The sequence below is a fragment of the Pseudomonas huaxiensis genome, from assembly GCF_003231275.1.
GTDB classification, from domain to species: Bacteria; Pseudomonadota; Gammaproteobacteria; order Pseudomonadales; family Pseudomonadaceae; genus Aquipseudomonas; species Aquipseudomonas huaxiensis.
Map to the genome: position 1 here is coordinate 1 of NZ_QKVL01000086.1, position 5,677 is coordinate 5,677.

The 5,677-nt window shown below is 56.5% G+C and carries 10 protein-coding genes; 6 read left to right on the forward strand and 4 right to left on the reverse strand.

What is annotated here, in order from left to right:
* Positions 1-180: 180 nt before the first annotated feature.
* The 6 genes from DM374_RS31940 to DM374_RS31960 are packed head-to-tail and all read left to right on the forward strand — an operon-like array spanning position 181 to position 2,627.
* Positions 181-1,008, forward strand: coding sequence for a DUF932 domain-containing protein (locus DM374_RS31940; protein WP_110973468.1), 828 nt, complete (start codon positions 181-183; stop codon positions 1,006-1,008).
* 54 nt (positions 1,009-1,062) lie between these two features.
* Positions 1,063-1,485 carry a hypothetical protein gene (locus DM374_RS31945; RefSeq protein WP_110973469.1) on the forward strand — a complete coding sequence of 141 codons (423 nt, stop codon included), beginning with the start codon at positions 1,063-1,065 and terminating at the stop codon, positions 1,483-1,485.
* Positions 1,486-1,508: 23 nt separating this feature from the next.
* Entirely contained in the window at positions 1,509-1,838 is a 330-nt protein-coding gene (locus DM374_RS31950) for a TrfB-related DNA-binding protein (RefSeq protein WP_054076655.1), read from the forward strand.
* Positions 1,831-2,103 carry a hypothetical protein gene (locus DM374_RS31955; protein ID WP_110973470.1) on the forward strand — a complete coding sequence of 91 codons (273 nt, stop codon included), beginning with the start codon at positions 1,831-1,833 and terminating at the stop codon, positions 2,101-2,103. The genes DM374_RS31950 and DM374_RS31955 overlap by 8 nt, the downstream gene beginning before the upstream one ends.
* 13 nt (positions 2,104-2,116) lie before the next feature.
* Positions 2,117-2,323, forward strand: a complete 207-nt coding sequence (locus DM374_RS33350; RefSeq protein WP_157969796.1) for a hypothetical protein — start codon at positions 2,117-2,119, stop codon at positions 2,321-2,323.
* Positions 2,324-2,357: 34 nt separating this feature from the next.
* The gene (locus tag DM374_RS31960; protein ID WP_110973471.1) at positions 2,358-2,627 is read left to right on the forward strand and encodes an antirestriction protein ArdR; all 270 of its coding nucleotides are present in this window, start codon (positions 2,358-2,360) and stop codon (positions 2,625-2,627) included.
* 512 nt (positions 2,628-3,139) lie between these two features.
* Here the strand turns inward: DM374_RS31960 and DM374_RS31965 are convergent.
* The 4 genes from DM374_RS31965 to DM374_RS31980 form a co-directional block, all read right to left on the reverse strand.
* Positions 3,140-3,925, reverse strand: a complete 786-nt coding sequence (locus tag DM374_RS31965; RefSeq protein ID WP_110973472.1) for a SprT-like domain-containing protein — start codon at positions 3,923-3,925, stop codon at positions 3,140-3,142.
* Positions 3,926-4,063: 138 nt separating this feature from the next.
* Positions 4,064-4,450, reverse strand: coding sequence for a hypothetical protein (locus DM374_RS31970; RefSeq protein WP_019694541.1), 387 nt, complete (start codon positions 4,448-4,450; stop codon positions 4,064-4,066).
* Between the two features lie 3 nt (positions 4,451-4,453).
* Positions 4,454-5,173: a StbB family protein gene (stbB, locus tag DM374_RS31975; RefSeq protein WP_110973473.1), complete on the reverse strand. Its 720-nt coding sequence runs from the start codon at positions 5,171-5,173 to the stop codon at positions 4,454-4,456.
* Positions 5,170-5,625 (reverse strand): TraD protein, encoded by a 456-nt coding sequence (locus DM374_RS31980; protein WP_110973474.1) that lies wholly within the window; start codon positions 5,623-5,625, stop codon positions 5,170-5,172. Before DM374_RS31980 ends, stbB begins: the two co-directional genes overlap by 4 nt.
* Positions 5,626-5,677: the final 52 nt, after the last annotated feature.

The following is a 5,677-nucleotide window of genomic DNA, read 5'->3' on the forward strand; positions in this document are numbered from 1 at the left end:
ACAAGGGATTTCGGTAAATTCTCGCATGCGAGAACTCCGATAAATGGTCAGTTTAGTTTTTACCAATAGTTGACTTTGGGTAGTGGATTTGCGATAATTTCTACGTCGAAGCAATACCGCTAAGACAGCCTGGAACCAGCGGCGGCAACCGCCCAGGCAAATCGCGAAGGAGATTCAAAAATGCGTCTATCCAGCAACTTCCGCAACCCTTGCATGGTTCGCAGCAACGTCCCACTGACCAATGATGAGATCGCCCGCGTTGCGCCTTCCATCTTCGCACTCGAAGCGCACGACAGCCGCTCCGATCGCTACCGCTACATCCCAACCGTCGACGTGCTCACCGCACTGCGCAGCGAAGGGTTCGAACCCTTCATGGCCTGCCAAACCCGCGTTCGCAACTCCGACAAGATCCAGCACACCAAACACATGATCCGTCTGCGCCATGCGTCGAACATCATGGACAAGGAGGCGAACGAAATCATCCTGCTGAACAGCCACGATGGCACCAGCAGTTACCAGATGATGGGCGGTTGCTTCCGCTTTGTGTGTGCCAACGGCCTTGTACTGGGCGAAGCCGCGATGGATCAGAAAGTCCGTCACAGTGGCCGCCAAGACGTGATCGGCGAAGTCATCGAGGGGGCTTACGAAGTGCTGAATCAGTTCGCACTGATCGAGGATCAGCGCGAAACCATGAAACAAATCCAGATCCGTCCCGAGCTGCAACACGCCTTCGCCGAGGCTGCTTTGGCGTACCGCTACGACCCAGCCGAAGGCCCGGCGCCGGTGACAGCTAGCCAGTTATTGCGTCCACGTCGCGCCGAGGATCGGGCCGATGATCTCTGGACCACCTTCAACCGAGTACAGGAAAACACCATCAAGGGAGGGCTTACAGGCCGCAACAAGCAAGGTCGCCGCACCACTACCCGCGCCGTCTCCGGCATTGACCAGGACGTGAAATTGAATCGCGCCCTTTGGGTACTGGCTCAGCACATTCGCCAAGCCGCCTAACAAGTCCAGGCCGGGCGCTACACGCCCGGCCTACCTCGCAAGGAGATTGCCGCCATGTCGAAAGTTTTCTTTGTACCAGGTCAAACCACAATCATTGACTATGCCCGCGAGATTGGCCCCAACATGTGGGCCGCACGCTGCAGCTGGCTAATGTTGCCGGAGATTCGCGTGCGTCACCCCGGCGCAGTGCTGGACGATCAAACCGCTTTCCTGCAGGCGCAGGAATCGAGCAACGGCACCAAGCCTGCGCGCCTCACTGAGGCGCGCTTTGATTTTGCGGTCAGTAATGGCCAGGTGCTGGACTACTTCGCCGATGAAACCGGCGATTCATTCATACTGCAGGCCCCCGAGGTCGGTGATTTGGTGCGCGTGTATGCCCGTTGTTTCGGTCATTGCTGGTCGTTCCTGTGTCTGCCGATCATCACCCATAGCGAGATCCGTTCTCGGATCTGCACAGCGGTGGCCACGAATCATTGACCACTGAAAAACGGAGTTACTACATGCAGCCGATTTACACCGCCGAGGACTGGAAACGAATATCGCCGGTATTCGCCTCGCGCCGCTTGGCGGTCTCTACGGTAGAGATCGCCAAGGCCATCTTGGTTGATGGCCAGCGACCGCAAGACGTGGCCAACGCTAGAGACATGTCGAAACAGACCGTTCATGCGGCGGTAAAGCGGGTGCGGGCCATCCTGGACGAACACGGGGCCAGCGAGCTAGTTCCCGTTATGGTTTGGTTGCCACCCGAGCTGGCCGCGCAAGTCATGGAGATGGCCAAGCCCTATATGGACGCCAAACCGGCACCGAAAAAGGGTGGCAAGGATGCGTAAGACCGACTTCAAATCATGGCTCAAAGACAACGGTATGGCACTGCCGGTGCTGTTTGAAGATGACCCAGTGGCCTACACGTTCGCGCCAATGACAGTCACCCTCACGCCGGATCTGCTGCACCAGCTCGACCGCGTGCGCCTGTTGCAAGACGCCGCCGATGATCACAACTGCCCTGATCGCCAAGCGCTGGAAAGCGAGATCGAACAGGCGCACCGCTTTGTGAGTTGGACGCTACAAGGTATCGTTTTCCCCGAATCAAAGTGAATGGAACTCACCAATGAAAACAGCCACAACGCGACGCAAGAAAATCCTATTTGTTGGGCTGGTGATCTTTTTAGTTACCGGATGGATTCAACAAAAATACGCTAAGTACCGCGCCCAAGCTGACTATGAAAATCACTGTGCGGAGATTGCGAAAAACCCGGCAAGGGTGCCATGCCTAACCCCGACGCCGCCCGACATTCCATTGCCTGCACAGGGTTAGAGTCTCCCACTGATCTCGGTCAAGAGAGGTGCATATGCAACACTCAATCGCTGAACTTCGAAAAATCGCCAGTGAATGGCGGCAAAACAACCAGGAACACACTGGGGGGATCGTGTGCATTTGGGAGCGCTCAGCCTACTGTTGGAAAAACGAGCTGCGCGATCCGAACCATGAAAGACCAAGTGTGTACGCGGTTTTAGAAGATGGCCAAGTGTTCATTGCCGAAGGTGGTAATTATCAGAACGGAGCCGAACAGTGGGCAGAGGTTGCCCCAGCAGCAAACAAGAATCTCGCCCAACGTTAGCCCCTAATTTCCCTTCCTGTGCGTGCCCCCTTCGGGGGGCGGCTGTCGTGAACCAAGCCCTGGCCAAAAGCGCGCCAGGTCTTGGCCCTTCGGGCTTCCATCCTCACGCCTCCGGCCTTCGGCCTGCGCGCTCCGCTTGCGTTGTAACGTACGGCACAGGGTTTTACCTTGGCCGACCTCCCGGTCGGATTTGAAACCATCCGGCCTTGCGGCCGGGCGCTGCAGCAACTCACGTCTGAGATCTGCGCACGACTCAGGAAATCGTCCTGCAGCTGCCCACCGCCCGGGCAAACAGCACGCCCGGCCCGTGGACAACTGCACCGCTCGCTCTGGCCTTTGTTGGGCCTCGCTCGCTGGACGATTTTTCATGCGTGAGCTCCTGCAGCGCAAAAGCGGCCTTCGGCGACCAAGAGCTGCGCCCTTGGATCCGCAGCTGATAAGTCGCCTGACCGGCAGCGGCCAGCCGCAATCAACTGACGTTCATTCTGAAACGTCAGATATTTGCGACCGGCTCAACTGGGTGCTGGATCGGCAGGGACTTCCACCAATTCTTTAGAATCTACGAACAGCACCTTACAGTCGACGCATTGCACGCGACCGCTCAAACCAGGCTTGCCCCACAAATTCAAATGGCAGCTCGGACATGTGTATTTGCGCTTGTTCTTCGGATCCTCGGGGTTTGTGGCAGGCGTCAGCAACCCCGCCGAGGTTAGCGCCAGTATGTCTATCGTCGGATCGGCCACAGGCTGTTCGACGGGTTTTCCATCAGGCCCATACAGCTGGGTCGCTGACATGGCTACCCGCTGAGTTACAACGTCAATCCAAGAAAGCATGCCGCCCTGTTCAATCAGTTCCTGGCATGCAACTGCGAATGGCCCACCATCAATGATGTAGTGCGTCATCTGCTGGCCGCATTGCTTACCACCTGGCTCACCTGTATCGGACGGCATCAGCCCGATGGACTTCATTTTGTTGGCCCACTCGCGGTTGTGGTAGCCGCTTCGTGATCGCGTGCCGAAGTGGTCTTGCCACTGGTGAACCTGTTCATGTGCGAGCGTGGAAAGCGTCTGATCGATCCGACGATGCGCGAAGTAGGCGCAATTGAGCGCAATCTCATCGCTTTTTCCCGCGCCGTTCCGGCGCAGGAAACGCGACGGCGAGAAATACCCAAACGTATTGGCTTTTCGTTGCAGGGTGAAGATGCAGCCGGGCAGCTGCCCGTCGAACAACCTCTCATTGAACCAGTCGTAGGCCCCTTCAATTTCTTCGTAAAGCTGCTGACTTGGCGTAGCGGACATAAGGACTCCTTTCTCGCATGCGAGAAAAACCCCACAACCTGATTACCAGCGGCGGGGCGGGTGTAATTCTTGGGAAAGCATATTCTGTATCGTACGATACAGGATACACCCCAAAAAAAGGAGGCCGTGCCCCCTCGATCAACCGAATAGCCTGAGCTGCTGGCCTACAACCATGAGAAGTGCGCCGATAACCACACCGGCACCGATGAGCATTGCGCAAAATCCCACGGCGCGGCGCTGCGCTTGCGCCGTGATCAGATTGGCCGAACTCCGGTTAATCTCGTTACCAATCCTTGCGACCGCTTCGCGTCCGGCAAGGATCAGGGCATTGCGCTCCTTTTCCATCATGGATTCGAAGTTCATCTGCGACTGGAGCAGAGCCTTACCCGAGCCATCGCGCACCGCCTCGGAGATCTTCGCCGCCAACTCGCCGTCGACCTGTTCCAGGCGCCGGACGAGCGCGTCGAAATCTTCCATCATCTGCCCGACCATCGCTTCACGCGCTGTCGTAGCGTCCTTGGCCATCGCTTACTTCCCCTTTCCAAACAGTGTGGCGTACACCTGATCGAGGTTTTGCCAGGCCGACTTTGCCAGGCGCTGCACAGAGATCATCCGTTTGGCCTGTTCCTTTGCGGCATCGTCTTGCGCGGCTCGCAGTTGCTCGCGGTAATCCGTGGTGTCCTGCACCACAGCGGCGATGCTGGTTTTCAAGGCCCGGAGCCGTTCGAACACTTCGTTCGAGTAAATCACCGCATCACGCTTGAGCGTGAATTTCTTCTCCAGTTCGTGGAAACCCATCAGCGCTGCGAAGGTGTGCGGCAAGTCGTCCGCGTCGTCGATCTCGACCTTGTTGAAGACCACCAAAATCCGGCTGCGCGGAACGCCCAGCGCGGCCAGCGTCTTGATCGTGTTGATCGTGTCCGCTTGCTGTTTTTTCTCGGATACCGTGGGCACCAGGAAGAAATCGAATTCTTCGTGCGAGCCTGAAAACTGGCCCATGTACTTGAAAAAATCCTCGACGTTGGATGCTCCAACGTCTACCACGGCGTTGTCTTCCGTCATAAGAATTTCCGACAACTCACCGAACTGGCGACCCTTGAGCCGCTCGATCTCGGCGGCATCATCCGATGCGCCGGCATTGATCGTTTCTACTGCGAAACGTACGCCGCCCATGCGTGGCGACAGCAGCGAATCGGACAAGGTTGTCTTGCCGGTGTTACCGCTGAAATTGACTACTGCGATTTTCATTTTGGCGTCCTTTTTCGACGGCCTGCATTCTCATACATGGCCAGATCTGAGGCGTTCTGATCATCCCCAGGATTCATAATCTTGCTCAGTTCATTCGGCCCCAACGGGGCCGTTTGACTGACCTTCGAATCTGTATCTGTATCGTACGATACACCTCCGTCATTTTCTGGTGCCTCACGCTCAATCACTGGTTGCATGCTTGGCACTGGGCTTGTCGTTTTGCTCTGTGTTGCCGGGTTCTGTCGTTGTGCTTTTCGATACCTGTACAGGTAACTTTTCAGCGTCTCCATGCTCAATTCGATCCCCTGTTGTTTCAACACATCCAGGATCACTTGGCGACGTACACCCGCACTCAGTTGTTGCTCAATCAATGGCATCACCTGGCGTATTTTCGCTGCCTTTGACTCAGGCCCTACCGCCATCAGTGCATTGGTTAGATCTTTGTCGACCATTTTGCACCCTATCTGCACCCCTATTGCACTCTATATGCATCTTACTCGCCCC